Origin of the sequence: Streptomyces spinoverrucosus, assembly GCF_006539505.1 — a bacterium.
Classification (GTDB): domain Bacteria; phylum Actinomycetota; class Actinomycetes; order Streptomycetales; family Streptomycetaceae; genus Streptomyces; species Streptomyces spinoverrucosus.
The window spans coordinates 97561-122255 of sequence record NZ_BJND01000033.1; the positions used below are offsets into that span (position 1 = coordinate 97561).

Here is a 24695-nt window from a genome sequence, read left to right on the forward strand (position 1 = left end):
CTCGCCGCTCACTCGTCAGGAGCGACGGTGTTTCGCGCCCCCTGCGCGCCGGCTCGATCCTGCGGCGGTCCGTGGAATTCCAGCACAGTGCAGGATCTCCAACAAGGCCAGTTGGTCAGGCTGTGACCTCCGTGACAGCACGTGAGGGTGACGTCACGACACGTAGAGCGGGCTCCGCCTTATAGCGGACATACCCGAACGAGTTACCGGGGTGTGCGCGGTGTCCCAGTCGCCATGATCAGGAGCGGAATGAGGCCTTCAGTGGGCCATTGTCCGTTTCGTTGGCATGAGTTGCGAGCCTGAATTGACCGGTTTGAGCGCGAGTTCGTGAGCAAACTCACACGACACCCGCGTGCGCCTCGTACCGTCGGCGGGGAATTGGATGTTTAGCCTGACGCTTTACAAGAGGCAACGTTCTGCCAACCAGGCGCTTCCGGCGCCCCGCACACGACAGGGTCCAGTACAACCGTGAAGACGACGATGATGTTCCGCACGATAGCCAACCCGCGGCGCACCACGCTGGCGCACCTCGAGGACGCCGACGAGCTGCGGACCCCGGACCACCCGGAGCACTCCGTCGAACTCCCCACCCAGACCGCCAACCCCCGGCGCACGGTCCTGATGGACGTCCCGGCCGGGGCTGTCGTGGCCGGGTAAGGCCGAGCACGTATTAGGGCGCCCCGCGCGTTATTGCACGGGGCGCCCGCGTCATGCCCGCGACCTGACCCGCCGGGCAGGCCCTGCCGCGTTAGCCTGGAGCGTCAGACTCCAGCCAGCTCAGGTAAGGGGCGCAAGGATCCCGTGCGCATCGCCAGGTTCTCCATCGACGGGAACGTCGCCTTCGGCGCGGTCGAGGGTGACAAGCCGGACGAACTCGTCCTCGACATCATCAAGGGCATCCCGTTCGCGGACTTCGAGCTCTCCGGCACCAAGGTGCCGCTGAGCAAGGTACGGCTGCTGCCGCCGGTCCTCCCCAACAAGGTCGTGGCCTTCGGCCGCAACTACGCCGAGCACGCGCGCGAGCTGGGCAACGAGGTGCCCGACGCCCCGTTCGCCTTCTTCAAGCCGTCCACCTCGGTGATCGGCCACGGCGACGAGATCCAGTACCCCTCCTTCTCCGAGGAACTCCACCACGAGGCCGAGCTGGCCGTCGTCATCGGCCGCATGTGCCGCGAGGTCCCCCGCGAGCGCGTCCGGGACGTCATCCTCGGCTACACCTGCGCCAACGACATCACCGCCCGTGACGTCCAGCGGCGCGAGAAGCAGTGGGCCCGGGCCAAGGGCTTCGACACCTCCTGCCCGCTCGGCCCCTGGGTGGAGACCGACCTGGAACCGAGCGACCTGACGATCCAGCTGACCGTCAACGGACAGCAACGCCAGCTCGGCCGCACCAGCGAGATGATCCACCCGATCGAGGATCTGATCGTCAACATCTCCGAGGCCATGACGCTGCTCCCCGGCGACGTGATCCTCACGGGCACCCCGGCAGGGGTCGGCCCCCTCGCTGTCGGCGACGAGGTCTCCGTCAGCATCGAAGGCATCGGCACTCTCACCAACAAGGTTGTCAAGCGTGGCTAGCGCACCCGGCTCCCCCGTACGCGTCCGTTTCTGCCCCTCGCCCACCGGTAACCCGCACGTGGGCCTGGTCCGCACCGCCCTGTTCAACTGGGCATTTGCCCGCCACACCGGCGGTACGTTCGTGTTCCGTATTGAGGACACCGACGCGGCCCGCGACTCCGAGGAGTCCTACGAGCAGCTGCTCGACTCGATGCGCTGGCTCGGCTTCGACTGGGACGAGGGCCCCGCAGCATTCGATAGCGCCTCCGGCGCGGGCGGCGGCCCGCACGCGCCGTACCGCCAGTCGCAGCGCATGGACCTCTACAAGGAGGTCGCCCAGAAGCTGCTGGACGCCGGCCACGCCTACCGCTGCTACTGCTCCCAGGAGGAGCTGGACACCCGCCGCGAGGCCGCCCGCGCCGCCGGCAAGCCCTCCGGCTACGACGGCCACTGCCGCGAGCTGACCGCCGAGCAGGTCGAGCAGTACAAGGCCCAGGGCCGCGAGCCGATCGTCCGGTTCCGGATGCCCGACGAGACGATCACCTTCACGGACCTGGTCCGCGGCGAGCTGACCTTCACCCCCGAGAACGTCCCGGACTACGGGATCGTACGAGCCAACGGAGCCCCGCTCTACACGCTCGTGAACCCGGTCGACGACGCCCTGATGGAGATCACCCACGTCCTGCGCGGCGAGGACCTGCTGTCCTCCACACCGCGGCAGATCGCCCTGTACAAGGCGCTGATCGAGCTGGGCATCGCGAAGTCCGTGCCCGCCTTCGGCCACCTGCCGTACGTGATGGGCGAGGGCAACAAGAAGCTCTCAAAGCGTGACCCGCAGTCGTCGCTCAACCTCTACCGCGAGCGCGGCTTCCTGCCGGAGGGCCTGCTCAACTACCTCTCCCTCCTGGGCTGGTCGCTCTCGGCCGACCAGGACATCTTCACGATGGACGAGATGGTCGCGGCCTTCGACATCGCGGACGTGAACCCCAACCCGGCCCGCTTCGACCTCAAGAAGTGCGAGGCGATCAACGGCGACCACATCCGGCTGCTGGATGTGAAGGACTTCACGGAGCGCTGCCGCCCGTGGCTGCAGGCCCCGTTCGCCCCGTGGGCCCCGGAGGCCTTCGACGAGGTGAAGTGGCAGGCCATCGCGCCGCACGCGCAGACCCGCGTGAAGGTGCTGTCCGAGATCACCGACAACGTCGACTTCCTGTTCCTGCCGGAGCCGGTCTTCGACGAGGCCAGCTGGACCAAGGCCATGAAGGAGGGCTCGGACGCCCTGCTGCGCACGGCCTGCGAGAAGCTTGAGGCGGCCGACTGGGCCAGCCCCGAGTCGCTGAAGACGGCCGTCCTGGAGGCCGGCGAGGCCCACGGCCTCAAGCTCGGCAAGGCCCAGGCCCCGGTCCGCGTCGCCGTCACCGGCCGCACGGTCGGCCTGCCGCTCTTCGAGTCCCTGGAGGTCCTGGGCAAGGACAGGACCCTGTCCCGCATCGACGCGGCGCTGGCCAAGCTGACGGCGTAGCGCACCCCGTGAAGGGCGGCATCCGGCAGCGGGTGCCGCCCTTTCGCCGTACGCGCCCGGAACCCGCGGTCGCCGGGTTACCTTCGGACCATGAGTATTCGGGCCGTGGTCTGGGACGTCGACGACACGTTGTTCGACTACACGACCGCGGACCGCGTGGGCATGCGCGCGCACCTGGCGGCCGAGGGCCTGCTCGACGGGTACGACAGCGCCGAGCAGGCCCTCGCGCACTGGCGGGCGATCACCGACAGCCAGTGGGCGCGCTTCGCGGCCGGTGAGGTGTCCTTCGAGGAGCAGCGGCGGGACCGGGTGCGAGTGTTCCTGGGCCAGGAACTCACCGACGCCGAGGCGGAGGCCTGGTTCGAGCGGTACATCGCGCACTACGAGGCCGCCTGGGCGCTCTTCCCCGACGTACTGCCCGTCCTGGACGCCCTTGCCGCCAGCCATCGGCACGCGGTGCTGTCCAACTCCAGCCTCCACGTCCAGGACCGCAAGCTGCGCGTGCTCGGCGTGCACGACCGCTTCGAGGCCATCCTGTGCGCCGCCGAGCTCGGCGTCTCCAAGCCGGAGGCCGGCGCCTTCCTCGCGGCGTGCGAGGCGCTGGACCTGCCGCCGGACCTCGTGGCGTACGTCGGCGACCACCCGGAGATCGACGGGCGGGGCGCCGCCGACGCCGGACTCGTGTCCGTGTGGATCGACCGCAACGGCGCGCACACCTGGGCCGACGGCCCCACCGGCCCGCACCGGATCGCCTCGCTCGCCGAACTCCCCGCGATCCTCGGCTCCGATACTCGTTTTGGAGCCCCGTCCACCTTCAGGTAATGTTCTTCCTGCGCCGCCGGGGAGCGGGCCGAGAGGCCGGAAACCGGAGGCGCGAACTAGAACGAGATCCCCGCAGGGGCTTGCGTTCCAGTGGCCTATGGTGTAATTGGCAGCACGACTGATTCTGGTTCAGTTAGTCTTGGTTCGAGTCCAGGTAGGCCAGCTCGCAGAGCTCATCTGCAAAGCCCCCGTTGTGTAGCGGCCTAGCACGCTGCCCTCTCAAGGCAGTAGCGCCGGTTCGAATCCGGTCGGGGGTACGGATCCTTGCAGGGAATCCCTGAGAGGATCAAGGCCCCCGTTGTGTAGCGGCCTAGCACGCCGCCCTCTCAAGGCGGTAGCGCCGGTTCGAATCCGGTCGGGGGTACTGACTGGTCTAAACCACATTGGTCTATGGTGTAATTGGCAGCACGACTGATTCTGGTTCAGTTAGTCTTGGTTCGAGTCCAGGTAGACCAGCTCGGACCTGCGGAAACGCAGAGTCCACGCCCCCGTTGTGTAGCGGCCTAGCACGCCGCCCTCTCAAGGCGGTAGCGCCGGTTCGAATCCGGTCGGGGGTACGCAATCGATGGGCCTCCACTTCGGTGGGGGCCCATCGGCGTCTTCCGCGTCACTGCCTGCCGAACCGGCGGCGCGACTCCTCCGCCTCCGCCAGCCTGCGCAGCGCCAGCAGCACCGGCTCGTACAGCACGGTCAGCGCCACGGCCGCCTCCACCTGCTCGTCCGCCGTCCCGCCGTACCGCTCAACCAGATCCAGGTCATGGACGGCGAGCTGCCCCAGGGCGCGGGCGTACGGCGTCAAGTCCTCGACAGTGCAGGGATATCCGAGCCGCTCCAGCGTGGCGATCGCGGTCACCAGCATCGCGTGTGCGGGGGGTGTCACGTCGGTCAGGGGGCCGTAGCCCCAGCCGAGCAGCTCCAGCAGGCGGTCCGCGCGCTGCCGGGCCGTCTCGGTCGCCGGGTCGTCCGGGTCGGCGGGCCTGCCGTGCGGGAGGGCCCAGACGGCGGTGCCCAGGCGTTCGTTGTGGTCCAGGGAGTCGTCGTCCAGCGCGGCGAGCACCTCGCGGGCGGAGGCCACGGACACCCCGCCGACCTGGATCAGCGCCCGCACCAGACGCAGCCGGCGCAGATGCTCCTCGTCGTACTCGGCCTGAGTGGCGGTGATCCGGCGGCCCGGCGGCAGCAGTCCCTCGCGCAGGTAGTACTTGATCGTGGCCGTGGAGACGCCGCTGCGCTCACTCAGCTCCGCCAGTCGCATGTCCGTCCCATGTTCGCGTTTCCCCTTGCGCCCCCTCTTGGGGAGTGTCACTATCCAAGCATGGATAGCGGTGCTATCCAATGACGGTGGATGGACGATGGATGGGGGACATCATGAGCAAACCGGTCGAAGGGCGCATGACCGCCGTGGGTGAGGGCGAGATCGTCGTCTTCCTCATCGGGATGCGCGTCAACAGCTTCGCGGCGCTGCGGAGTTGGTGGCCGGTCGCCAGGGCCATGCCGCCCATGCTCGCGGAGCTCTCGCGCGAGAAGGGCAGCGGACTGCTGGGGCACCAGTTCCTGCTGGGCTTCCCGCGGGTGCTGTACGTCGTGCAGTACTGGGACTCGAAGGAGAAGCTCCTCGCGTACGCCTCGGCGCCGGACCGGGAGCACCGCCCGGCCTGGGCCGCCTTCAACCGGCGGCTGCGCGAGGGGAAGGGGAAGGTCGGCTTCTGGCACGAGACGTACGTCGTGCCCGCCGGGTCCTACGAGTCGGTTTACGTGAACATGCCCGAGTTCGGCCTGGGTCGGGCCACCGGGGTGGTCCCGGTCGCCCGGCGCGGGGACCGTGCGGCTGATCGGCTCAGGGTGAAGTGAGCGGGGCGGACGTCGGGGGACGGGCCTGCCGCGGCGTTGAGGCGGGCCCTTCTCCCGATCGACCGGCGCTGGTCAGCCGGAGCGGCGCAGGGCCTCGGAGAGGCGGGCCGCGGCGTCGATGACCGCCTGGGCGTGCATCCGGCCGGGGTGGCGGGTCAGGCGCTCGATGGGGCCGGAGACCGAGACGGCGGCCACCACGCGGTTCGACGGGCCGCGCACGGGCGCGGAGACGGACGCCACGCCCGGCTCGCGCTCGCCGATGGACTGGGCCCAGCCCCGGCGTCGTACGCCGGACAGGGCCGTCGCCGTGAAGCGGGCGCCCTGCAGGCCACGGTGCAGGCGCTCCGGCTCCTCCCAGGCCATGAGGATCTGGGCGGAGGAGCCCGCCTTCATCGTGAGCGTCGAGCCGACCGGGACCGTGTCCCGAAGGCCGGACAGGCGCTCCGCCGCGGCGACGCAGATGCGCATGTCGCCCTGGCGGCGGTAGAGCTGCGCGCTCTCGCCCGTGACGTCCCGGAGGTGGGTGAGCACCGGTCCGGCGGTGGCGAGGAGGCGGTCCTCGCCGGCTGCCGCGGCCAGCTCGGCCAGACGCGGGCCGAGAATGAAACGGCCCTGCATGTCGCGCGCCACCATACGGTGGTGTTCCAAAGCCACGGCCAGGCGGTGAGCCGTGGGTCGTGCCAGTCCGGTGGCCGCGACCAGACCCGCGAGGGTGGCCGGACCGGACTCCAGAGCGCTCAGGACGAGGGCCGCCTTGTCCAGAACGCCGACGCCGCTACTGTTGTCCATGCAACGATACTTGCGTCTCACTCTGTGAAACGCAAGTTCAATTTTCGGTGGAACGCGCCACCCTGGATGGCACGAAGTCACAGCGGCCCGGTGGATGAAAGGGCCTGGCGGCGGACGCCCGGAACCAGGGCACGCACCTGCCGCACCTCAAGATCTCTAGTTGGGTCGGCGCAACCTTTTGCCGGCCGGAGGGAAAGCGATGGGTAGGACACTCGCGGAGAAGGTCTGGGACGACCATGTCGTCCGGCGCGCCGAGGGCGAGCCCGACCTCCTCTACATCGATCTGCACCTGCTGCACGAGGTGACCAGCCCGCAGGCCTTCGACGGCCTCCGCAAGAGCGGCCGGAAGGTGCGCCGCCTCGACCTGACCATCGCTACCGAGGACCACAACACCCCCACCCTCGACATCGACAAGCCCATCGCGGACCCGGTCTCCCGCGCCCAGCTGGAGACCCTGCGCAAGAACTGCGCCGAGTTCGGCGTGCGCCTGCACCCGCTGGGCGACGTCGAGCAGGGCGTCGTCCACGTCGTGGGCCCGCAGCTGGGTCTGACCCAGCCCGGCACCACCGTGGTCTGCGGTGACTCGCACACCTCCACGCACGGCGCCTTCGGCGCGCTGGCGTTCGGCATCGGCACCTCGCAGGTCGAGCACGTGCTCGCCACCCAGACGCTGCCGATGGCCCGCCCGAAGACCATGGCGATCACGGTCAACGGCGAACTGCCCGAGGGCGTCACCGCCAAGGACCTGATCCTGGCGATCATCGCGAAGATCGGCACGGGCGGCGGCCAGGGCTACATCCTGGAGTACCGCGGCGAGGCCATCGAGAAGCTTTCGATGGAGGCCCGGATGACCATCTGCAACATGTCGATCGAGGCCGGCGCCCGCGCGGGCATGATCGCCCCCGACGAGACCACGTTCGACTACCTCAAGGGCCGCCCGCACGCCCCCGAGGGCGCCGACTGGGACGCGGCGGTGGAGTACTGGAAGACGCTGCGCACCGACGACGACGCCGAGTTCGACGCCGAGGTCGTGATCAACGCCGAGGAGCTCTCGCCGTTCGTCACCTGGGGCACCAACCCCGGCCAGGGCGCGCCGCTTTCGGCGTCCGTCCCCGACCCCGCTTCGTACGAAGACGCTTCGGAGCGCTTCGCCGCCGAAAAGGCCCTGGAGTACATGGGGTTGGAGGCCGGGCAGCCACTGCGGTCCATCAAGGTGGACACCGTCTTCGTAGGCTCCTGCACCAACGGCCGCATCGAGGACCTGCGCGCCGCCGCGGACCTGCTGCGGGGCCGCAAAGTCGCCGACGGCGTACGGATGCTGGTCGTTCCGGGCTCCGCGCGCGTGGGTCTGCAGGCCGTCTCCGAGGGCCTGGACGTGGTCTTCAAGGAGGCCGGCGCCGAGTGGCGGCACGCGGGCTGCTCGATGTGTCTGGGCATGAACCCCGACCAGCTGGCCCCCGGTGAGCGCTCGGCGTCCACCTCCAACCGCAACTTCGAGGGCAGGCAGGGCAAGGGCGGCCGTACGCACCTGGTGTCTCCGCAGGTCGCCGCCGCGACCGCGGTCCTGGGGCACCTGGCCTCGCCGGCCGACCTGTCCGACGTCGAGACCCGTACGCCCGCTGGAGTCTGAGGATCATGGAAGCATTCACCACCCACACCGGCCGGGCCGTCCCGCTGCGCCGCAGCAACGTCGACACCGACCAGATCATCCCCGCCCACTGGCTCAAGAAGGTGACCCGGGACGGGTTCGAGGACGGGCTGTTCGAGGCCTGGCGCAAAGATCCGGAGTTCGTGCTCAACCGGCCCGAGCGGCAGGGCGCGACCGTGCTGGTCGCCGGCCCCGACTTCGGCACCGGCTCCTCGCGTGAGCACGCCGTCTGGGCGCTGCAGAACTACGGCTTCAAGGCCGTGATCTCCTCCCGCTTCGCCGACATCTTCCGCGGCAACTCGCTGAAGAACGGCCTGCTCACGGTCGTACTGGAGCAGAAGGTCGTGGACGCGCTGTGGGAGCTCACGGAGCAGGACCCCACCGCTGAGGTCACTGTGGACCTTGAGGCACGTGAGGTTCGCGCCGAGGGCATCACCGCCTCCTTCGAGCTGGACGAGAACTCCCGCTGGCGGCTGCTGAACGGGCTGGACGACATCTCCATCACGCTGCAGAACGAGGACGACATCGCCACGTACGAGGCGGGGCGTCCCGCCTACAAGCCGCGCACGCTGAAGGTCTGAACCTTTCTACCCCGCGCGGCGGTCGACTTTCGGCCACCCCAACACCCCGGCTGCACCCCCGATCGGCCCGATCGGGGGTGCAGCCTTTTTTCACACCCGGATGGCCGCACCCGGCACCGGGCGTTCCTTCAACTTCCCACGTTACGACCGTTGTTGTTGGGGTACGCGAGTCTTGACAACGCGGCTTCGGCAGCGCGTCGGAGGGCCGTCCGAGGCGTCAGTTGCCCCCCGGGCAGGCGACAACTCGCCCCAGATGGCACAATCTGTGCATGGAACACGACGGCCAACTCGAGCTCTATGCGGCAGTCGCGGACCAACTCAAGGAAGCGCACGCAAGGGTGCGCGCACTGCAAGTCCCGGAGGGCGTACGGATGGCGCTGACCCGGAAGCTGCTGGTCATCACGGCCGCGGCCAAGCACGACCTCGCCGACGCGACAAAGCGTCTGGAGCGGTTCACCGCCGACCTCGACGCGGGGCGATTCCCCGAAGAGGAAGGCTGAATCACGTCAGGGGCAGCCGAGTCGGTTGCGGCACAAGGGTGATTAGCCCGTTTCGTGTTTGATTTGCGGTATATATCTGCCTAACGTGCGAAAAAGCTTGAACACTTTCGTTCTGGCGATGTCTCCGAAGGGGAAGACGTGAACAAGGCGCAGCTCGTAGAAGCGATTGCCGACAAGATGGGCGGCCGTCAGCAGGCCGCCGATGCTGTCGACCATGTACTGGACGCCATCGTCCGCGCTGTCGTCGCAGGTGAGCGGGTCTCGGTCACCGGCTTCGGCTCTTTCGAGAAGGTCGACCGCCCGGCTCGCTACGCCCGCAACCCCCAGACCGGCGAGCGGGTTCGGGTCAAGAAGACCTCGGTGCCGCGGTTCCGCGCGGGCCAGGGTTTCAAGGACCTGGTGAGCGGCTCGAAGAAGCTCCCGCGCGGCGGCGAGGTGGCCGTCAAGAAGGCGCCCAAGGGCAGCCTGACCGGCGGTGCCGCGGCCACGGTCAAGAAGGCCGCGGCCAAGAAGACCACCAAGGCGGCCGCGAAGAAGGCCGCGGCGAAGAAGGCGGCGCCGACCAAGAAGGCCGCCGCCGCCAAGAAGACCACGGCGAAGAAGGCGCCCGCCAAGAAGACGACGGCGGCCGCCAAGACCACCGCGGCGAAGAAGACCACCGCCAAGAAGGCGACGGCCAAGAAGGCGCCGGCGAAGAAGGCCACGGCGAAGAAGGCCCCGGCCAAGAAGACGACGGCACGCAAGACCACCGCCAAGAAGACCACCGCCCGCTCGTAGCCGAGGGCGCTGGGTACTCACGCGCCGGGCCGGACTCCGTTTCAGGAGCCCGGCCCGCGGCGTGTTCAGGGGCTGGTCAGTTCACGGGCTGGTCAGAGGGGTCTTGTCCACGCGCAGGTCCACGCGCAGGTCACAGCGTCTGCAGCGTCACCAGCGTGATCCGCGGGCTCTCCTTCGGCCCCTCCACCTCGATCCGGACCCGCTGCCCGGGCCGCAGCAGCCGCAACCCGCCCGCGTCGAACGCGGCGGCGTCGAAAGGCACGGGAGTGCCGTCGTCGAGCAGGACCTGCCCGCTGCGCGTCTCGGCGTCGTACGTGTATGCGGTGGCGTGCATGTCGGCAGCCTACTGCCCGGGGATCAGCAGCCGCGCGGTCGCCGCCGCCGTGCGCGGCCCCACCCCGAGCGCCAGTGCCGCGCGCAGATCCTCGGCGGTGTCCACGTCCTGACGTACGGAATCCACGTCCGCGAGACGGAGTTCCTCCGCTCCGCCCGCGCGATGGCGGGCACGTGAATCCGTACCGAATGCCGGGAGCAATTCCCGGCCCGGACCGGCCGCCAGCAGGGTCGTACCGATTGCCGCGGCGTCCGGGAGAAAAGCGCGCGGGAATTCCGCGGCCGCATCCAGGACCCGGGCCAATTCCGCGGGCCGCAGCGCCGGAAGATCGGCGTTCAGAGCCGCGACCGGGCTTTCGGGGCGCTGTGCCCGTACGGCCGTCGCTCCGTGCGCCAGAGCCGCGTTCAGCCCGCCGCCCGGTTCGTCGGTGACGATCCGGGCGCCCAGCGCGGCCAGCTCCCGGCCCGCCAGGGCGTCGTCCGTGACGACTGCCACATCCCGCACCGCCGGGCTGGCCAGCGCCGCGGCCAGGGTGTCCTGGGCGAAGGCGAGGGCGAGACCCGGGCGCAGCCCGTCGGCGGCGGCGTCCGAGAGCCTGCTCTTGGCCCGCGCCAGAGGCTTCACGGGTATCACCAAGGTCCACTGCACGAGCGTTCGTCCCTCTCTTGTCGCGGCCATTGTCACCCGGGCCTCCCGGCACGCGCGGACTCGGGGCGTACGGTGTCCTCGACAGACCGGCGGCCTGGGGCGACACTTGTGCGGCCCCCAGGCCCTAGAAGGAAGGTGTCCGTGTGCCCCGCCGCAGAATCGGCTTCTGGTACCGCTTCGCCGCGGTGATCTGTAAACCGCCGCTGGTGGTTCTGCTCAAGCGGGACTGGCGCGGAATGGAGCACATTCCGGCCGAGGGCGGCTTTATCACCGTGGTGAACCACAATTCGCACGTCGACCCCTTCGCGTACGCGCACTTTCAGTACAACACCGGACGGGTTCCGCGATTCCTGGCGAAGAGCGGGCTTTTCAAGAAGGGATTCATCGGCGCCGCGATGCGCGGCACCGGGCAGATCCCCGTCTACCGGGAAAGCACGGACGCGCTGAGCGCCTTCCGGGCCGCGATCGACGCCGTGGAGCGCGGCGAGTGCGTCGCCTTCTACCCCGAGGGCACCATCACCCGGGACCCGAACGGCTGGCCCATGACCGGCAAGACCGGTGCCGCGCGCGTCGCGCTGAAGACCAAGTGCCCGGTCGTTCCGGTCGCCCAGTGGGGCGCCAACGAACTGCTGCCGCCGTACGCCAAGAAGCCCAACCTCCTGCCGCGCAAGACCCACCACGTGCTCGCCGGCCCGCCGGTGGACCTCTCGCGCTTCTACGGCAAGGACATGACCGCGGAGGTCCTCAAGGAGGCCACCGAGGTCATCATGGCCGCGATCACCCGCCAGCTGGAGGAGATCCGCGGCGAGCGGGCCCCCGAGACGCCGTACGACCCCAAGCGCGAACGCATCGAGCAGCGGCGCCGGACGGAGGCACAGAAGGAGGGCCGGACCGCGGCCGCGGGGATGGGCCGCGAAGCGGCGGGGCAGCCAGGCCGGGGAACCGGTCCGGACGCGGCCGATCCGTCGGGCCGGGAGGCCGGTTCGGACGCGGGCGATCCATCGGGTCGGGAGGCCGGTTCGGACGCGGGCGATCCGTCGGGTCGGGAGGCCGGTTCAGACGTGGCCGATCGGTCGCGTCGGGAGGCCGGTTCGGGCGCGGGCGATCCGTCGGGTCGGGAGGCCGGTTCGGGCGCGGGCGATCCTTCGGGCCGAGAAGCCGGTTCCGGGGTGGCTGGAGAGTCCGGCCGGGAATCCGGTGGGGAGCCCGGTCGGAGAGTGGTCGGGCAGTCGGGTCGGGGAACCGGTCGGGACGTGGCTGGCGACTCTGGCCGGGAGTTCGCCGGGGAGCCCGGTCGGAGAGTGGTCGGGCAGTCGGGTCGGGGAACCGGTCGGGGCGCGGCTGGAGAGTCTGGCCGGGAGTTCGTTGGGGAACCCGGTCGGGGAGTGGCCGGGCAGGCCGGTGGGGAAGAGGGGCTGGGCAAGTGAGCAAGGCGGTCAAGGCGGCGGTCTTCGGCGCCGGTTCGTGGGGCACGGCCTTCAGCATGGTGCTCGCCGACGCGGGGTGCGAGGTCACCCTGTGGGCGCGTCGTACGGAGGTCGCCGAGGCCATCAACTCCGGCCGCACCAACCCCGACTACCTCCCGGGCTTCGAGCTCCCCGAGAACCTGCGCGCCACCACCGACCCCGCCGAGGCGGCCGCCGGCGCCGACTTCACGGTCCTGTCCATCCCCTCGCAGACCCTGCGCGGCAACCTCGCCGACTGGGCGCCGCTGCTGGCCCCCGACACCGTCCTGGTCTCGCTGATGAAGGGCGTCGAACTCGGCTCCGCCATGCGGATGAGCGAGGTCATCACCGACGTCGCCAAGGTCCCCGCGGAGCGGGTCGCCGTGGTCACCGGGCCCAACCTCGCGCGTGAGATCGCCGCCCGGATGCCGGCCGCCGCCGTGGTGGCCTGCACTGACGAGGCGGTCGCCCAGCGGCTCCAGGCCGCCTGCCACACGCCGTACTTCCGCCCGTACACCAACACCGACGTCGTCGGCTGCGAACTCGGCGGCGCGGTCAAGAACGTCATCGGGCTCGCCGTCGGCATCGCGGACGGCATGGGCCTCGGCGACAACGCCAAGGGCTCGCTCATCACGCGCGGCCTCGCGGAAACGACCCGGCTGGGGCTGGCGATGGGCGCGGACCCGCTGACCTTCTCCGGACTCGCGGGCCTCGGCGACCTGGTGGCCACCTGCTCCTCACCGCTCTCCCGCAACCACACCTTCGGCACCAACCTCGGCAAGGGCATGACCCTGCAGGAGACCATCGCGGTCACCAAGCAGACCGCCGAGGGCGTCAAGTCCTGTGAGTCGGTGCTCGATCTGGCCCGGCGGCACGGCGTCGACATGCCCATCACCGAGACGGTGGTCGGCATCGTGCACGAGGGCAAGCCTCCGGTGGTCGCTCTCAAGGAGCTGATGTCGCGCAGCGCGAAGCCGGAACGACGCTGAGCGACGCGGCCGTACGGACGCTGTCTTGGGCCCCTACCACCGGGTACTCTCAACGCGTTATGAGCACCGAGAACCTCCCCCAGAGCCCCGAGCAGCCGTCCCGCAAGCCGCGTGTGGCCGTCGTGTTCGGTGGGCGCAGCTCCGAACACGGGATCTCCGTGGTCACCGCCGGCGCCGTACTGCGGGCCATCGACCGGACCAAGTACGAGGTCCTGCCGATCGGCATCACCCAGGACGGCCGGTGGGCGCTCACCGCCGACGAGCCGGAGCGGATGGCGATCACCGACCGCCGTACGCCCAGCGTCGAGGACCTCACCGACTCGGGGGAGGGCGGCGTCGTGCTCCCCGTGGACCCCGCCAACCGTGAAGTCGTCTACAGCGAGCCGGGTTCCGTGCCCAAGGCCCTGGGCGAGGTCGACGTGGTCTTCCCTGTGCTGCACGGCCCGTACGGCGAGGATGGCACCCTCCAGGGCCTCCTGGAACTCTCCGGCGTCCCGTACGTGGGTTCCGGCGTGCTCTCCTCGGCCGTCGGCCAGGACAAGGAGTACATGAAGCGGGTGTTCACCTCGTTCGGGCTGCGGGTGGGCCCGTACATGGTGATCCGGCCGCGCGAGTGGCAGCAGGACGAGTCGGCCGCCCGCAAGAGGATCATCGACTTCGCCGGCGAGCACGGCTGGCCGCTCTTCGTGAAGCCCGCGCGCGCGGGTTCGTCGATCGGCATCACCAAGGTCGACGACCTGTCCGGCCTCGACGAGGCGATCGCCGAGGCCCAGCGCCACGACCCGAAGATCATCGTCGAGGCGGCGGTGCGCGGCCGCGAGATCGAGTGCGGCGTGCTGGAGTTCGAGGACGGACCGCGGGCCTCCGTCCCCGCGGAGATCCCGCCGCCGGACACGCACGCGTACTACGACTTCGAGGCGAAGTACATCGATTCCACGCCCGGCATCGTCCCGGCCCCGCTGACGCCGGAGCAGACCGCCGAGGTGCAGCGACTCGCCGTGGAGGCCTTCGAGGCGGCGTCCTGCGAGGGGCTGGTCCGCGCGGACTTCTTCCTCACCGAGGACGGGGACTTCGTGATCAACGAGATCAACACGATGCCCGGCTTCACGCCGATCTCGATGTATCCGCAGATGTGGCAGGCGAGCGGAGTGACGTACGCGGAACTGGTGGACCGCCTGATCCAGGCGGCACTTCACCGCCCGACGGGGCTGCGCTGACCCAGGGACCCACGGCGATCAGTCGGCGATCCCCTTCGGGATCGCCTTCTTGATCGCCGGAGCCAGGTCGATGAGCGTGGCGGATGTGTCATGGCCCTCGGGCACGGCGACCTCCACGTAGGCGCGGCGATTGGCGGTGGTGAAGCGGTACGCCCCGTCGCCCGCCTTCTCCATCAGCCAGTCGACCCCGTTCACCCCGCCGGCCACCGCATCGGCATCCGCACCCTGCGCCACCTTCGGGTCGATCATCTTCGGCGGTCGTTCGACACCGCAGCGCAGTATGATCTCCGGGTTTCCCCAGCCCGCCGTCAACGCGGACCGGGGCTCGGGGTCCCGGCGCTCCAGCCCGGCGACCTCGCGCGGCAGCGCGTCGTCCAGGTTCCGGCACAGCTTCGTGACGGCCGGAGACGCACTGGGAACCGCGACGCTCGCGCTGTCGTCTGCTGAGGAGCAGCCCGCGACAGTGATCAGCAGGGCGAATGCGGGCAGACCGATGAGCCGGTGACGGAGAAACTTCACCGGCCAAGGGTAGACGGGGACTACAGATGGACGACCGGGCAGGTCAGGGTGCGGGTGATGCCGTCCACTTGCTGGACCTTGGCGACCACCATGCGGCCCAGGTCGTCGACGGTGTCGGCCTGGGCGCGCACGATGACGTCGTACGGTCCTGTCACGTCCTCGGCCTGGATCACCCCAGGGATCTTGCTGATCGTCTCGGCGACGGTCGACGCCTTGCCGACCTCAGTCTGGATCAGGATGTACGCCTGTACCACGGAACCTCCAGGGCGGCCACGAGGATCATGTGGGGAAAAGGAACGCCACGGTATCGCGTCGCCGCTCGCCGCGGGGAGACCTGCGGAAACCGGGGCACGCGTGCCGGGGTGCAGGCACGACGGATGTTGACGGACACGGCGACCGCCTCGGCGGTCATGGGGGACCGGTCGGCGGTCATCAGGGACCGGTCGGCGGTCCCTTCGACCGTATCGAGGACACTGATGTCCCGCGACCGGGAACGCACAGGGACAGAAGGGGCGTAGGGCAATGAAGGGCACTGTTGGTGAGCTCGGGGAGTTCGGGCTCATCAGGGAGCTCACCTCCCGTCTCACCACCACCCCGGCGGTGCGCGTCGGCCCCGGCGACGACGCCGCGGTGGTCGCCGCGCCCGACCGCCGGGTCGTGGCCAGTACCGACATCCTGCTGGAGGGGCGGCACTTCCGCCGGGACTGGTCCACGGCGTACGACGTCGGGCGCAAGGCGGCCGCGCAGAACCTCGCGGACATCGCCGCGATGGGCGCCGTACCGACCGCGCTGCTGCTCGGCCTGGTCGTGCCGGCCGAACTCCCGGTCACCTGGCCGACCGAGCTGATGGACGGGCTGCGCGACGAGTGCCAGGTGGCGGGCGCGTCCGTGGTCGGCGGCGATGTCGTACGCGGGGACACCATCACCGTGTCGATCACCGCGCTCGGCGATCTGCGCAACCAGGAGCCCGTGACGCGGGCCGGCGCGCAGCCCGGTGACCTTGTCGCGGTGACCGGCTGGCTGGGCTGGTCGGCGGCCGGGTACGCGGTGCTCTCGCGCGGGTTCCGTTCGCCGCGCGCCTTCGTCGAGGCCCACCGGCGCCCGGAGCCGCCGTATCACGCGGGTCCGGCGGCGGCCGCGCTGGGCGCGACGGCGATGTGCGACGTGAGCGACGGGCTGATCGCCGACCTGGGGCACATCGCGGAGGCCAGCAAGGTCCGTATCGACGTCCGTTCCGGCGCCATCGACATCCCCTCGCAGATGCACGACATCGGGCAGGCGGTGGGCGTCGACCCCCTCCAGTGGGTGCTGACCGGGGGAGAGGACCACGCGATCGTGGCGACCTTCCCGCCGGACGTGAAGCTGCCCGCCCGCTGGAAGGTGATCGGCGAGGTGCTCAACCCGTCGGCGCTGCCCCAGGTGACCGTGGACGGGGCGCCCTGGACCACCAAGGGCGGCTGGGACCACTTCGGCGGGGAGATCGAGTCATGAGCGCGCCGCCCCGGGTGCTGACGGTCGCGGGCTCCGACTCCGGTGGGGGCGCGGGCATTCAGGCCGACCTGAAGACGATGCTCGCGCTCGGTGTGCACGGCATGAGCGTCCTTACGGCGGTCACCGCGCAGAACTCCCTCGGTGTGCAGGGCGCCTGGGAGCTTCCGGTGGAGGCGGTGCGGGCCCAGTACCGCAGTGTCGTCGACGACATCGGCGTACAGGCGATCAAGACGGGGATGCTCGCGTCGGCCGAACTCGTCGAGGTCGTGGCCGAGTTGATCGGAGGCACGGACGCGCCCGCCGTGGTCGACCCGGTGGGGGTCTCGAAGCACGGGGATGCGCTGCTGGCGGCCTCCGCGCTCGACTCGGTGCGGACGAAGCTGCTGCCGGTCGCGACCGTGGCGACGCCGAATCTGGACGAGGTGGCGCAACTGACGGGCGTGCGTGTCGAGTCCGAGGAGCAGATGCGCAGGGCCGCGGCGGCGGTTCTGGCGTATGGGCCGCGGTGGGTGCTGATCAAGGGCGGGCATCTGCCCGGGGACGCCGTGGACCTGCTCACCGACGGCTCGCAGGAGCACTGGCTGCGGGCGCCTCGGTATGACAACCGGCACACCCATGGCACGGGCTGCACGCTCGCCTCCGCGATCGCTTCAGGGCTCGCGAAGGGACTGGCCGTGCCGGAGGCGGTGGCGGCGGCCAAGGAGTATGTCACCGGGGCGATCAAGGCGGGGTTCGCGCTCGGTGGGGGGATCGGGCCGGTGGATCACGGGTGGCGGTTCCGCAGCTGACTGTGCCGGGTGCAGCAAAAAGCCGGTCCACCTGAGGTGGACCGGCTCATGCAGCGAACCAGCAGTGGCCGCGCGCTTAGCTGTGCGTCAGCGCGAGACCTTGCCGGCCTTGATGCACGAGGTGCAAGCGTTCACGCGCTTCGGCGTCCCGCCGACCACGGTACGCACACGCTGGATGTTCGGGTTCCAGCGGCGGGACGTACGGCGGTGCGAGTGCGAGATGTTGTTGCCGAAGCCCGGCCCCTTGCCGCAGACGTCGCAGTTGGCAGCCACGGGTCACTCCAAAGACTTCAGATGCACTTACGGTTGATCCCGGCATGCCGGGATCGAGATCTTATGCTCTTGCGAGCGATCCGAGATCTGAGTGGCGTTGCCAGGGGAATGGCCCGATCAGATCGGGCAACCGGAGCAGCATACAACGGCTGCGTCCGTACAACGAAATTACCATGGCTGCTCAGGGGCCCGCCCCGCCCTCTTCCGGTGGGCACCGGCCCCGGGGCTACGCTGCGTCCGACGTCCAGCAGTCCAAGGAGGCGCAGGTGGCGCAGGTGCCGCAGACATTCTTCGATGCTCTCGCGGTGCGCACCTGGTGCGGTCTCGCGCTGGAGGCGCTCGGACGCGCGCGTGAGGAGATCGACGCGATCAACGTGTACCCGGTCGCGGACGGGGACACCGGCACGAACCTGTATCTGACCGTCGAGTCGGCCGTGGCCGCGGTCGAGGCGGTCTTCGCCGCCCACGAGGTCGAGGCGTCCAGCCCCGGGCGTCCCTCGCTGGCCGAGGCCGCGCGGGCGATGGCCCACGGGGCGCTGATCGGGGCGCGGGGCAACTCCGGGACGATCCTCGCGCAGCTGCTGCGCGGTATGGCGCAGGTGCTCGCGGCCGACGGTGAGAACGCTCACACCGACGGACAGGGCCTGCGGCTCGCGCTGCGCCGCGCGGCCGACGCCGCCCGCCAGGCCGTGGCGCACCCCGTGGAGGGCACGGTCCTGTCGGTCGCCTCCGCCGCCGCCGACGCGGCCGGGGGAGCGGACGGCGACTGCGGGACGGTCGCGCGGGCCGCCTACAACGGGGCGCGTGCGGCTCTCGCCGCGACCCCGGGGCAGCTGGCCGTGCTGGAGCGTGCCGGGGTGGTGGACGCCGGGGGGCGGGGGCTGGTGGCGGTGCTGGCGGCCCTGGTGGAGACGTTCACCGGGGAGGTGCCGGGGAGGGTGGCAGTGGCGGCCGACGCACGGCACGCGCGCGTGGAGGCGTCTCAGGGGACCCAGGGCGTCGCGGGCGCGACGGAGTGCGCGGACGGCGCCGAGGAGGTGTCTCACGGCAGCCAGGGCGTCGCGGGAGCGACGGACTGCGTGGACGGCGCCGAGGACGGCGGTCCGGCGTACGAGGTGATCTACCTGCTGGAGGCCGACGACCTCGCCGTGGCACGGCTGCGGGAGCGGCTCGACGCCCTCGGGGACTCGCTCGTCGTGGTCGGCGGTGACGGGCTGTGGAACGTCCATGTGCACGTGGACGACGCCGGCGCCGCCGTGGAGGCGGGCGTGGAGGCCGGGCGGCCGTACCGGATCAGGATCACGCACTTCGGTGCCGGCGATGTGCACACGGTACGAGGGGAGGGGCGCCCTCGGGAACGCGTCCAGCGGGCCGTGGTGGCCGTCGTGCCCGGCGAGGGGCTGGCCCGGCTGTACACCGAGGCAGGCGCCACGACCGTGCTCGCGCGTCCCGGGGAGCCGCCCGCCAGCGGGGAGCTCGTCGAGGCCGTGCGGCGGGCCCACGCGCGCGAGGTCGTGCTGCTGCCCAACGATCCCGAGCTGCGCCACACCGCCGCCGCGGCGGTCGACCAGGTCCGCGCGGAGGGCATCCGCGTGTCCCTGATCCCCACCCGCTCCGCGGTCCAGGGCATCGCGGCGCTCGCGGTGCACGAGCCGGAGCGCCGCTTCGACGAGGACGTCGTGTCCATGACCGCAGCGGCGGGCGCGACCCGGTACGGCGAGGTCGCCGTCGCGGAACGCCAGGCCTGGACCATGGCCGGGATCTGCCAGGCCGGTGACGTCCTGGGGCTCATCGACGGGGACGTGGCCGTGATCGGGGCCGACGTCACGACCATCGCCGCGACCGTGCTGGACCGGATGCTCGCGGCCGGTGGGGAGCTGGTGACCCTGGTCCTCGGCGACGAGGCCCCGGAGTCCGTCGCCGAGCACTTGGAGGCGCGGGTGCGGGAGGGTTATCTCGCCGTCGACACGGTGGTGTACCGGGGTGGGCGGCAGGGGGCGTTGTTGCTGATCGGGGTGGAGTAGGCGCCGGGGCCGTTGTTCAACAATCCTCCGGTTCCCGCACCACCCGCAGCATCTGCTCCGCCTCCGCCCGCCGTTCCTGCGCCGCCTCGTCGTCCTCGGTGGCGTCGGCGTACGCCTCCAGTACCGCACGCGCGCGTGCCGCCGCCTCGGCGCTGCGGCCCAGGTCGGCCGCCAGCCAGCCCGCGGCGAGTTCGGCGCCGGTGCGGGCGTGCCGGGCGTCGGCACCGAGGGAGGCGAACACCGAGACGGCCTCCTCCACTTCGGTCAGGGCCTCCTCGAACGTGGCCCGGATCGAGCCGTCCTCGGCGTCCTCGGCGGACGACCGGGCGAGCAGGTCGCCGAACTGCCGGTGGGTATGCCCGAGTTCGGCGGTGAGCCGCTGCCGCGACTCCTCGTCGGCCGCCGTGCTCAGGGCGCTGACGCACTCGTGGACGGCGGCCGCCATCAACTCCCGTGCCGGCTCCGCGCCGTCGTCCGAGCGCAGGGCGAGCCACGCGCGGGCGCGCTGGGAGCGGACGAGGCCGTGGACGTTGCCCAGGGAGCGCCACAGCTCGCCCGCGCGCGCGTAGGCCTGGTCCGCCTCGGTGGGCAGCCCGGCCTGATCCAGGGACTCGGCGGCGAGGTGGGCGAGGGTGGCGTGGTCGTGCTGCTCGGGCCAGTGCCGGGCGATCTCGGCGGCCTGCAACCGGCGTTCGGCGGACGCCCGGTGCTCCCCGAGCCGGCTGAGGCAGTCGCCGAGCCACCACTGGGTCTGGACGATCGCGCCGTCGCCGTGCGTCTCGGCGCTCAGGTCGAGCAGCGCCGACTCCAGCACCTCCGCCGCCTCGGCCCACCGCCCCTGCCGCAGCAGGAACCCGCCGAGCAGGTGCCGCGCCCAGGCGCCGAAGGTCGGCCCCTCGCCCGCCTCGTCGGCCCAGTGCGCCGCGTCCAGGGCGTGCTCGGCGGCCTCCGCGGACTGTCCCCGGCCCCCGAGCACCTCGGCCAGCTGAAGGTGCAGCTGGGCCCGTCCGGTGGCCTCCAGGTGCGGTCCGCCGTGCTCCAGAGCCGCCTTCAGCGCCCGCTCGGCCTCCGCCGTGTCCCCGAGGTGCTGGGCGAGGCCGGCCAGCCGGGCCTCGTACTCCACCGCGAACCACGGCAGCCCCGCGTCGACATACGCCGCCGAGGCCCCTGCGAACAGGTCGGCGGCCTTCTCTACGTCCCCGTGGTGCACGGCCAGCTCGGCGAGCATCGCCCGCGCCTCGGCCGCCCGTGAGGCGAGCCGCACATCGTCCCCGGTGTGCCCGTCGACGAGCGCCAGCACCTCCCGCGCGGCGCCCTCGGCCTGCGCCAGGACGGTCTCCTGCGAGGCGCCGCCCCCGGTGGCGTCGTCGGCCTCGTGCACCAGCCGCATCAGGATCCGCGCCCGCCCCATCAGCACGGACGCGGTCTGCCGTACGCCGGTGCCGTCCTCGGCGTAGAGGGCGAGGACCTCGTCGTAGGGCCCGGCGACCGCCTCGACGGCCTCGTCGACCTGACCGGCGAGGGCGCGGACGTACGCCGCACGCGCGCGTGCCGCCAGGGCCTCGCCCGGGTCGCCCGCCTCGGCGTACAACTCGGCCGCCCGTTCGAACAGCTCGGCGCCCTCGGGGCCCAGGTCCATCGCCTCGTGGTCGGCGATCTCCGCCCGGTCACGGGCGTCCAGATCGGTGCCCTCCGCGGCCCGCGCTACGGCCGCCCAGGCCTCGACGGCGTTCGGCTGCAGGGTGTCCGACAGCCGCCGCGCCTCGGCCAGCAGCGCGGCCAGGTCCGGCTCGTCCCCGGTCGCGGCGGACGCCGGCATCACCGGGGCCGGGGCGACCGGACGCACGGGGTGCGCGAGCCGCTCCGAGCGCACCCCCAGGGCGAGCCGCTCCACCAGCGGACGCTGGCCCATACGCCTGCGTACCCGCTCGCTGATGTGCGGTGTGCCATTGCGCCGGTCGAACCGCGCCGCCAGGGCGAGGGCCTCCCCACGCGCGTGGGCGGCGAGTTCGCGCGCGGTCCATGACCGGCCCGCCGGGCCCGGCACCTGCTGGTCGCCGAGGCCCAGCTCGGTCAGCCGGTCCATGAGCAGGGTCACCACGCTCATGAAGTTCATCCGGCTGCGCGGGTGTCCGGTGTCCGTGAAGTACGCCGGCCGCTCCGCCAGCAGCTCCAGGCCGCGCGCCTCGTTGCCGGTCAGCGCGCAGAACTCGACGTGGTCCGCGTAGGCGCCGCGCATGCTCTCCATGGCCCGCACCAGCCGGAAGCCCCGCAGATGGTGGGCGCGCGCCTCGTCGAGACGGCCCAGCCGCAGCAGGGGCACCAGGGAGGACGCCAGGACGGCATGCGGCTCGTGGGCGCATGTGAACTCGCCGCTCAGCACCGGCGCCCACAGCTCAAGGGCCTCCGCGTCCCGGCCGCGCTCCGCCTGCCACCAGCCCTGCCCGTCCAGTTCGCACGCGTGACAGTCGGCCATGCTGTCCCGGTCCGCCGCCAGCCACGCCGCGTACGCCCGCTCCGCGCGGTCCACGTCCCCGATGTGCGCGGCCACGCTGAACTCCGCGCTGCGCACCGCCCGTTCGGAGTGCCCGGCGAGGCGGTAGCGGTGCTCCATCTCGCCGAGCCACTTCTCGATCGAGGCCAGCGGGATGTGCGGCTGGTCGAGCATCCCGGACGACATCCATTTGAAGACCCAGTGCAGCGAGTGCGTCTCGTACTCGTCGAAGTCCTCGGGGTGCTCGTCCCACATGCGCAGCAGGCGCGCGAACGGGACGAACATCTTGTCCTTCTCGGAGCTGTAGTTGTAGACCTTCAGCTGGTGTCCGAGCGCCTCGATCACGGCGAGCGGGATGTTCAGCCGTTCGGCCTGAACGAGCAACTGCTCCGCGCGCGCGTTGCGTGCGGGCCCCTCCGGCTGCTCGGAGTTCTCCGCCATCGCCCGGCGCAGCGCGTCGAAGTCCGTGATCTCACTCATCGGTGACCGTCCCCCGGGGAGTCGGAGTCGCTGTGTGTGGCCCATTCGAGCAGGCCGATGAACGCCCGGTTGAGCAGGGCGGAGTCGGCGGGCCGCAGCGGACGCTGCGCCATCAGCAGGGCCTGGCCGTACAGCGACTCCGTTGCGGTGCCGATGAGTTCCGGATCGTTCAGCGAACTGATCCTGCGAATCAGCGGGTTGAGGTGGTTGAGCACCAGACGCGCGCGGGGGGCGCTGCCGCGCAGCGAGCCCAGGATGCCCGCCCACAGGTCGTCGGCCTCCTCCTCGGCGGCCGCCCGGGCCTGCTCGTGCCGGGCCGCCCGGTCGTCCAGGTGCAGCGCGGGCACGGACAGCGGGTGGAAGGCCCGCAGGGCCACATCGCAGCCCAGCGGGTCCAGCGTGGCCCGCGCGGCCGCCAGGAAGCCCGTCAGGGCCAGTTCCTCGGCCGGGTCCACGGCGTCCAGATGGGCGGTCACGGTGTCCGCGTCGAGCTCGGCGACGACCGTGCCCGCCCGCACCGACGGCAGGGCCTCGACCAGCTCGCTGTCGTACGTGTAGCCGCCGTTGACGACGCCGATGCCCTGCGCGGACGCGATCGGGGCGACCTGCCGGTACTCCTCGACCGTGCGCGTGAAGTGCACCACCTGGTGGCGCAGTGCGAACTCCTCCAGGGACAGCTGCCCGTCCGTCGTCTCGAACGGCAGCCACGGCAGCATCGTGCGCAGCATCTCCTTGTCGTGCCGCGCCAGGGACTTCACACCCAGGTGGTGCACCGACAGGAACGCCGCCAGCCGCTCCGGGTCACCGGCCGCGAGACCGGTGAGCCAGGACCGAATCCTTTCGCCCAGCGCCTCCCGTACGGCGGCCAGGGTCTCGTCCTCGTACAGCGACTCGCGCGACGCCGTGGGCCGCAGACTGTCGGTGTCGAGAACACAGCGCACGAAGAACGCCCAGTCGGGCAGCAGCTGTTCGGCACGCTCGGTCAGCAGCATGCCCTTGAGGTGGACGCGGTGCCGCGCGCGCTGCGCCGGGCTGACCGCGGAGGGCAGGACGTACGCCACCCCGCGGATCCCCGCGAGCGGCACGTTCAGCTCGATCGAGTCCAGCGGGGTGAAGCCGAACAGCTCATGGCAGTGCCGGGCCAGAGCCACCCGCCGGGTGGCGGGGGACGGGTAGGGCCGGTCCCAGGGCGCCGGCAGGTCGGTGACCTCCTCGTCGCCCACCCGCACGTCGTACGGCAGCAGCGAGCCGAAGTCCCGCGCCAGCGCGAGCACCCGCTCCTCGGTGAGCCACTCACCGGCATCCGCCCGCGCCTGAAGATACACGGTGGTCCCCGGTTCGGGCCGGGCCGCGTCCGGCAGGGTCCGTACGGTGTACGAGCCGTCGTCCGTCGCCGTCCACTCCACGGGCCGGGCACCCGGCGTACGGGCGCTGCGGCTGACGACCCGGATCCGCTCGGCCACCACGAAACAGGCCAGCAGCCCGATGCCGAACTGCCCGAGGAACTCCGAGCGCGCCTCCTGGAGGCCGTCGGCCCGCTTGGAGCTGCGCCCGATGGTGGCCAGCAGGTTGTGCACATCGGACTCGGTGAGCCCGACGCCGGAGTCCTCCACCCGCAGGCCGCCCTGCTCGGCGTACAGCCGCACCCGCGCGGGGGCCTCGGGCTGCTCGGCCCGGCGGGCGGTGATGGCGTCGACCGCGTTCTGCAGCAGCTCGCGCAGGTAGACCTTGGGGCTGGAGTAGAGGTGATGGGAGAGCAGGTCCACCAAGCCACGCAGGTCGACCTGGAACGTATGAGGTGCGGAGGATGCCTGTGATGCCGCTGAGATCTGGGAGTCCATCGTCACAGCGCCGGTGGGGGGAAGCGCGTCGGCGCGGGGTCGGGCGGTCCCGGTGAGGCGGTGACCGCGAAAGGATGGCCGGAGCGCGCCATCCTAGAGCTCGAA

At 71.2% G+C, this 24695-nt stretch carries 23 protein-coding genes, 5 tRNA genes and 1 pseudogene; 20 read left to right on the forward strand and 9 right to left on the reverse strand.

The window, feature by feature from the left end; genetic code table 11:
- Positions 1–468 precede the first annotated feature (468 nt).
- From SSP24_RS22885 to SSP24_RS22925, 9 genes are all read left to right on the forward strand, one after another.
- Entirely contained in the window at positions 469–657 is a 189-nt protein-coding gene (locus SSP24_RS22885; protein WP_141311564.1) for a hypothetical protein, read from the forward strand.
- Positions 658–801: 144 nt separating this feature from the next.
- Positions 802–1578: a fumarylacetoacetate hydrolase family protein gene (locus tag SSP24_RS22890; protein WP_141311565.1), complete on the forward strand. Its 777-nt coding sequence runs from the start codon at positions 802–804 to the stop codon at positions 1576–1578.
- Positions 1571–3079 carry a glutamate--tRNA ligase gene (gene gltX, locus SSP24_RS22895; protein ID WP_141311566.1) on the forward strand — a complete coding sequence of 503 codons (1509 nt, stop codon included), beginning with the start codon at positions 1571–1573 and terminating at the stop codon, positions 3077–3079. The genes SSP24_RS22890 and gltX overlap by 8 nt, the downstream gene beginning before the upstream one ends.
- A gap of 90 nt (positions 3080–3169) precedes the next feature.
- Positions 3170–3901 carry an HAD family hydrolase gene (locus SSP24_RS22900; protein WP_141311567.1) on the forward strand — a complete coding sequence of 244 codons (732 nt, stop codon included), beginning with the start codon at positions 3170–3172 and terminating at the stop codon, positions 3899–3901.
- A gap of 91 nt (positions 3902–3992) precedes the next feature.
- Positions 3993–4064 (forward strand) — tRNA-Gln (locus SSP24_RS22905).
- 21 nt (positions 4065–4085) lie between these two features.
- Positions 4086–4158 (forward strand) — tRNA-Glu (locus SSP24_RS22910).
- A gap of 34 nt (positions 4159–4192) precedes the next feature.
- Positions 4193–4265 (forward strand) — tRNA-Glu (locus SSP24_RS22915).
- Between the two features lie 20 nt (positions 4266–4285).
- Positions 4286–4357 (forward strand) — tRNA-Gln (locus tag SSP24_RS22920).
- 28 nt (positions 4358–4385) lie between these two features.
- A tRNA-Glu gene (locus SSP24_RS22925) sits at positions 4386–4458 on the forward strand.
- A 50-nt stretch (positions 4459–4508) separates the two neighbouring features.
- Here the strand turns inward: SSP24_RS22925 and SSP24_RS22930 are convergent.
- The gene (locus tag SSP24_RS22930) at positions 4509–5156 is read right to left on the reverse strand and encodes a MerR family transcriptional regulator (protein ID WP_141311568.1); all 648 of its coding nucleotides are present in this window, start codon (positions 5154–5156) and stop codon (positions 4509–4511) included.
- Between the two features lie 113 nt (positions 5157–5269).
- On the opposite strand from SSP24_RS22930, the gene SSP24_RS22935 reads away from it, so the two are divergent.
- On the forward strand, positions 5270–5752 hold the full coding sequence (locus SSP24_RS22935; protein WP_229865915.1) for a DUF4188 domain-containing protein: 483 nt from the start codon (positions 5270–5272) through the stop codon (positions 5750–5752).
- Between the two features lie 72 nt (positions 5753–5824).
- On the opposite strand, the gene ndgR is transcribed toward SSP24_RS22935, so the two are convergent.
- Positions 5825–6541 (reverse strand): IclR family transcriptional regulator NdgR, encoded by a 717-nt coding sequence (gene ndgR / locus SSP24_RS22940; RefSeq protein ID WP_026278050.1) that lies wholly within the window; start codon positions 6539–6541, stop codon positions 5825–5827.
- Positions 6542–6740: 199 nt separating this feature from the next.
- On the opposite strand from ndgR, the gene leuC reads away from it, so the two are divergent.
- The 4 genes from leuC (at position 6741) to SSP24_RS22960 (ending at position 10047) form a co-directional block, all read left to right on the forward strand.
- A complete protein-coding gene (gene leuC / locus SSP24_RS22945; RefSeq protein WP_141311569.1) occupies positions 6741–8171 on the forward strand; it encodes a 3-isopropylmalate dehydratase large subunit in 1431 nt (476 codons plus the stop codon).
- A gap of 5 nt (positions 8172–8176) precedes the next feature.
- The gene (gene leuD, locus SSP24_RS22950; protein ID WP_141311570.1) at positions 8177–8770 is read left to right on the forward strand and encodes a 3-isopropylmalate dehydratase small subunit; all 594 of its coding nucleotides are present in this window, start codon (positions 8177–8179) and stop codon (positions 8768–8770) included.
- A 269-nt stretch (positions 8771–9039) separates the two neighbouring features.
- On the forward strand, positions 9040–9270 hold the full coding sequence (locus tag SSP24_RS22955) for an SCO5555 family protein (protein ID WP_141311571.1): 231 nt from the start codon (positions 9040–9042) through the stop codon (positions 9268–9270).
- 138 nt (positions 9271–9408) lie between these two features.
- The gene (locus SSP24_RS22960) at positions 9409–10047 is read left to right on the forward strand and encodes an HU family DNA-binding protein (RefSeq protein WP_141311572.1); all 639 of its coding nucleotides are present in this window, start codon (positions 9409–9411) and stop codon (positions 10045–10047) included.
- A 130-nt stretch (positions 10048–10177) separates the two neighbouring features.
- Here SSP24_RS22960 and SSP24_RS22965 read toward each other — a convergent pair whose 3' ends face one another.
- Positions 10178–10381, reverse strand: coding sequence for a hypothetical protein (locus SSP24_RS22965; protein WP_141311573.1), 204 nt, complete (start codon positions 10379–10381; stop codon positions 10178–10180).
- Between the two features lie 9 nt (positions 10382–10390).
- Entirely contained in the window at positions 10391–11029 is a 639-nt protein-coding gene (cofC, locus tag SSP24_RS22970) for a 2-phospho-L-lactate guanylyltransferase (RefSeq protein ID WP_141311574.1), read from the reverse strand.
- A gap of 143 nt (positions 11030–11172) precedes the next feature.
- Between cofC and SSP24_RS22975 the strand changes: the two are divergent.
- The 3 genes and pseudogenes from SSP24_RS22975 to SSP24_RS22985 form a co-directional block, all read left to right on the forward strand.
- Positions 11173–11958 (forward strand): annotated as a pseudogene (locus tag SSP24_RS22975) (lysophospholipid acyltransferase family protein); the annotation flags it as partial.
- 494 nt (positions 11959–12452) lie between these two features.
- Positions 12453–13463 (forward strand): NAD(P)H-dependent glycerol-3-phosphate dehydrogenase, encoded by a 1011-nt coding sequence (locus tag SSP24_RS22980; RefSeq protein WP_141311575.1) that lies wholly within the window; start codon positions 12453–12455, stop codon positions 13461–13463.
- 59 nt (positions 13464–13522) lie between these two features.
- The gene (locus tag SSP24_RS22985) at positions 13523–14680 is read left to right on the forward strand and encodes a D-alanine--D-alanine ligase family protein (RefSeq protein WP_141311576.1); all 1158 of its coding nucleotides are present in this window, start codon (positions 13523–13525) and stop codon (positions 14678–14680) included.
- Positions 14681–14698: 18 nt separating this feature from the next.
- Here SSP24_RS22985 and SSP24_RS22990 read toward each other — a convergent pair whose 3' ends face one another.
- Together SSP24_RS22990 and SSP24_RS22995 are read right to left on the reverse strand one after the other, a co-directional pair.
- Positions 14699–15199 (reverse strand): DUF3515 domain-containing protein, encoded by a 501-nt coding sequence (locus tag SSP24_RS22990; RefSeq protein WP_141311577.1) that lies wholly within the window; start codon positions 15197–15199, stop codon positions 14699–14701.
- 20 nt (positions 15200–15219) lie between these two features.
- Entirely contained in the window at positions 15220–15453 is a 234-nt protein-coding gene (locus SSP24_RS22995) for an Lrp/AsnC family transcriptional regulator (protein ID WP_003997603.1), read from the reverse strand.
- A 268-nt stretch (positions 15454–15721) separates the two neighbouring features.
- Between SSP24_RS22995 and SSP24_RS23000 the strand changes: the two genes are divergently transcribed.
- Both SSP24_RS23000 and thiD read left to right on the forward strand, forming a co-directional pair.
- Entirely contained in the window at positions 15722–16690 is a 969-nt protein-coding gene (locus SSP24_RS23000; RefSeq protein ID WP_141311578.1) for a thiamine-phosphate kinase, read from the forward strand.
- Positions 16687–17478 (forward strand): bifunctional hydroxymethylpyrimidine kinase/phosphomethylpyrimidine kinase, encoded by a 792-nt coding sequence (gene thiD, locus SSP24_RS23005; RefSeq protein ID WP_141311579.1) that lies wholly within the window; start codon positions 16687–16689, stop codon positions 17476–17478. The genes SSP24_RS23000 and thiD overlap by 4 nt, the downstream gene beginning before the upstream one ends.
- 87 nt (positions 17479–17565) lie before the next feature.
- Here the strand turns inward: thiD and rpmB are convergent, their stop codons facing one another.
- Complete coding sequence (gene rpmB, locus SSP24_RS23010; RefSeq protein WP_003993230.1) at positions 17566–17751, reverse strand: 50S ribosomal protein L28; 186 nt, start codon at positions 17749–17751, stop codon at positions 17566–17568.
- 266 nt (positions 17752–18017) lie between these two features.
- On the opposite strand from rpmB, the gene fakA reads away from it, so the two are divergent.
- Positions 18018–19775: a DAK2 domain-containing protein gene (gene fakA / locus SSP24_RS23015; protein ID WP_141311596.1), complete on the forward strand. Its 1758-nt coding sequence runs from the start codon at positions 18018–18020 to the stop codon at positions 19773–19775.
- Positions 19776–19791: 16 nt separating this feature from the next.
- On the opposite strand, the gene SSP24_RS23020 is transcribed toward fakA, so the two are convergent.
- The gene (locus SSP24_RS23020) at positions 19792–22749 is read right to left on the reverse strand and encodes a tetratricopeptide repeat protein (RefSeq protein ID WP_141311580.1); all 2958 of its coding nucleotides are present in this window, start codon (positions 22747–22749) and stop codon (positions 19792–19794) included.
- Entirely contained in the window at positions 22746–24590 is a 1845-nt protein-coding gene (locus SSP24_RS23025) for an HSP90 family protein (RefSeq protein ID WP_141311581.1), read from the reverse strand. The genes SSP24_RS23020 and SSP24_RS23025 overlap by 4 nt, the downstream gene beginning before the upstream one ends.
- Between the last annotated feature and the right edge of the window lie 105 nt (positions 24591–24695).

Coding starts and splice junctions, on each gene's coding strand:
- SSP24_RS22900 (WP_141311567.1), top strand. CDS start 3,170: ATGAGTATTCGGGCCGTGGTCTGGGACGTCGACGACACGTTGTTCGAC.
- leuC (WP_141311569.1), top strand. CDS start 6,741: ATGGGTAGGACACTCGCGGAGAAGGTCTGGGACGACCATGTCGTCCGG.
- SSP24_RS23025 (WP_141311581.1), bottom strand. CDS start 24,590: ATGGACTCCCAGATCTCAGCGGCATCACAGGCATCCTCCGCACCTCAT.
- SSP24_RS23020 (WP_141311580.1), bottom strand. CDS start 22,749: ATGAGTGAGATCACGGACTTCGACGCGCTGCGCCGGGCGATGGCGGAG.
- ndgR (WP_026278050.1), bottom strand. CDS start 6,541: ATGGACAACAGTAGCGGCGTCGGCGTTCTGGACAAGGCGGCCCTCGTC.
- SSP24_RS22965 (WP_141311573.1), bottom strand. CDS start 10,381: ATGCACGCCACCGCATACACGTACGACGCCGAGACGCGCAGCGGGCAG.
- SSP24_RS23000 (WP_141311578.1), top strand. CDS start 15,722: ATGAAGGGCACTGTTGGTGAGCTCGGGGAGTTCGGGCTCATCAGGGAG.
- SSP24_RS22930 (WP_141311568.1), bottom strand. CDS start 5,156: ATGCGACTGGCGGAGCTGAGTGAGCGCAGCGGCGTCTCCACGGCCACG.
- leuD (WP_141311570.1), top strand. CDS start 8,177: ATGGAAGCATTCACCACCCACACCGGCCGGGCCGTCCCGCTGCGCCGC.
- thiD (WP_141311579.1), top strand. CDS start 16,687: ATGAGCGCGCCGCCCCGGGTGCTGACGGTCGCGGGCTCCGACTCCGGT.
- SSP24_RS22935 (WP_229865915.1), top strand. CDS start 5,270: ATGAGCAAACCGGTCGAAGGGCGCATGACCGCCGTGGGTGAGGGCGAG.
- SSP24_RS22985 (WP_141311576.1), top strand. CDS start 13,523: ATGAGCACCGAGAACCTCCCCCAGAGCCCCGAGCAGCCGTCCCGCAAG.
- SSP24_RS22955 (WP_141311571.1), top strand. CDS start 9,040: ATGGAACACGACGGCCAACTCGAGCTCTATGCGGCAGTCGCGGACCAA.